Genomic DNA, 1,798 nt, shown 5'->3' with positions numbered 1-1,798 from the left:
GGTTTGTCATCGGCCCCCCCACCCCCCCCCACCCCCGTTGTGCTTCCCGGCTCTCGCCCAGTTACGTTCGGGCGGTCACCGGTGACTGAACCACGCCATCGCCGGCAGGGCCTTGTCGTCGTAGCCGAACAGGGCCTGGTTCTCCCAGCCGTTGCCGGACGAGGGGTCCGTCGGGTCCCAGCCGTTGCCGGTCACCGCCGTCCAGGTGGACTCCCAGTAGAAGATGCCGAGACCGCGGCCGTTCGGGACGGCCTCCACGATGCTCGCGACATCCTTCATCCACTGCGTCTGGCCCGCCGTCGAGGCGGCGTAGCCGGGGACGAGCTCGCTCGCGAGGTCGATGATGTTCTCGGTCGCGTCCTCGCTGTCCAGCCGGAAGGGATAGGCCGTCTCGGCGAGGTACACCGGCTTGCCGTAGCGGGACGCCGCGTCGTCCAGGGTCGTCTGGAAGTCGGCGAGCGTGCCGTGCCAGTAGCCGTAGTAGGACAGGCCGATGACGTCGAACTTCACACCGTTGGAGACGGCGCTGTCGAACCACCAGCGGGTGCCCGCCAGGTCGCCGCCCTTGGCGAGGTGGATCGCCACGGTCGTACCGGAGTTGACCGCCTTGACCGCGTCGTAGCCCGAGTTGAGCAGCCCGGCGAGCTGCGCCCAGTTCGAGGTGGAGCCCTCGTTCCAGAGCATGCCGCCGTTGATCTCGTTGCCGACCTGCACCATGTCGGCCGTGGTGCCCTGGGCCTTCAGGGCGTTCAGAACGTCGTACGTGTGGTTGTAGACGTCCGTCCTCAACTGGCTGTAGGAGTGGCTGGACCAGGCCGCGGGCTTGGACTGGGCGCCCGGGTCGGCCCAGGTGTCCGAGTAGTGGAAGTCGACGAGGAGTTTCATGCCCTGCGCCTTGACGCGCTTGGCGACGGCGAGGACGTGCGCCTTGTCGTTGTAGCCGTCGGCGGGGTTCACCCACACCTTGAGACGGGCGTAGTTCTGCCCGGCGGACTTGAGGATGGCGAGGGCGTCACCGGTGGTGCCGGAACTGTTCTTGTAGACACCGCCCCTGGCTTCGCTCTTGGCGAGTGACGACACGTCAGAGCCCTTGATGGACAGGGCTGTTGACCCGGACGTGAAAGTCAGGTCATCGACATTGATCCAGTTGCCGGCCTTGGCGTCGGAGTTGACGCTGATCGTGCACTGGTTGTTCGTCACGGCTATGGAGGTGACGATCCGCAGCCAGCCGCTGGACGACACGGGGATGTCCGTGCGCTGCTCCGCGCTGCCGCAGTTCTTGAGCGCGAGGTACGCGGAGTTCTGGCCGCCGCCCGAACGCACCCAGGCGGTGAGCTTGTAGGTGCCGTTGGTGAGGCCGGAGAGGTACTGGTACGTCTCCACCTTGTACGCGGAGGCCGAGTAGTGCGTGAGCCGGTAGCTGCCGGTGTGGCCGCCCGACTCGGCGTAGGAGGCCGCGGTCTGGCCTCCGGCCGAATAGGCCGTCCAGCCGGTGGGGGTGGCGGTGCCGGTGCCGTTCGATTCGAAGCCGGGGTTGGTGAGGGTGGTGGCCGCGGAGGCGCTCTGCGCGGGTAGCAGGGTCAGGGCGAGGCCTGCTGCCAGGGGCAGGAGCAGGGCCTTGAGCGTGCGTCTGGGATGGAACATCGTCGTCGTTGTCCCTTCGACGTGATGTGGATGTGATCCCCGTGCGGTGACGGGGGGTTTGCCTCGCCCCCGCCGCCCCTACCCGTTCCCGTCACTGCCTCGGGGGCCAGCCCCCGAACCCCCGGTCCTCAAACGCCGGACGGGCTATCTGCTG

At 67.7% G+C, this 1,798-nt stretch carries 1 protein-coding gene; it reads right to left on the bottom strand.

Annotation, left to right across the window (positions count from 1 at the left end; all coding sequences use genetic code 11):
• Window positions 1-75 precede the first annotated feature (75 nt).
• Complete coding sequence (locus ACFVH5_RS44325; protein WP_385839360.1) at window positions 76-1,644, bottom strand: arabinogalactan endo-beta-1,4-galactanase; 1,569 nt, start codon at window positions 1,642-1,644, stop codon at window positions 76-78.
• Between the last annotated feature and the right edge of the window lie 154 nt (window positions 1,645-1,798).

Origin of the sequence: Streptomyces sp. NPDC127119 (genome assembly GCF_042677425.1) — a bacterium.
Lineage (GTDB): Bacteria > Actinomycetota > Actinomycetes > Streptomycetales > Streptomycetaceae > Streptomyces.
Note: the sequence above shows the minus strand (reverse complement) of the source record. Positions and strands in the feature narration are given on the sequence as shown.